The sequence below is a fragment of the Bradyrhizobium sp. 18BD genome, assembly GCF_054185225.1.
In genome coordinates, this window is sequence record NZ_JAVAYL010000115.1 from 1 (window position 1) to 511 (window position 511).

Genomic DNA, 511 nt, shown 5'->3' on the forward strand with positions numbered 1-511 from the left:
TGACTTGCTCCGGGATCTTCGTGAACGTGATGCGCGCGACAGCAATCGCGCGGCCGCGCCGCTGAAGCCGGCGGCAGATGCCAAGCTGCTCGATACGTCGGCGCTTTCGGTCGATGAAGCCGTCGACCAGGTGCTGCAGTGGTACCGGGCGCTCGGCCAGCCCGCCTGAGAAGGCGGGCAGCGGTAGGTGCTCCGCGCGTAAGTGCGAAGCGTGTTTCGAACCCTTAACCCCGTGTGGACTTCGATCTGGCCCTTTCAGCCTGCCATTCCGGCCGGCGTGGCACAGCGATCCATGCACAATCAGATTTTTATGTCCGACCTGCAAACCTCTACCCCGAATACTGAATCTTTCGCGGCTCTGTTCGAAGAGTCGCTGACCCGCCAAGACATGCGCGCCGGCGAAGTGATTTCCGCCGAAGTCGTGCGCGTCGACCACAACTTCGTGGTCGTCAATGCAGGCCTGAAGTCCGAGGCTTACATTCCGATCGAGGAATTCCTGAACGATCAGGGC

Annotated in this window: 2 protein-coding genes; both read left to right on the top strand. The window is 61.3% G+C overall.

What is annotated here, in order from left to right:
* The first annotated feature begins 4 nt into the window (after window positions 1–4).
* Window positions 5–169: a (d)CMP kinase gene (locus RAD16_RS40660; protein WP_458163656.1), complete on the top strand. Its 165-nt coding sequence runs from the start codon at window positions 5–7 to the stop codon at window positions 167–169.
* Window positions 170–310: 141 nt separating this feature from the next.
* Window positions 311–511: S1 RNA-binding domain-containing protein (locus RAD16_RS40665; protein ID WP_458163654.1), on the top strand; the 201-nt coding region annotated here is incomplete at its 3' end.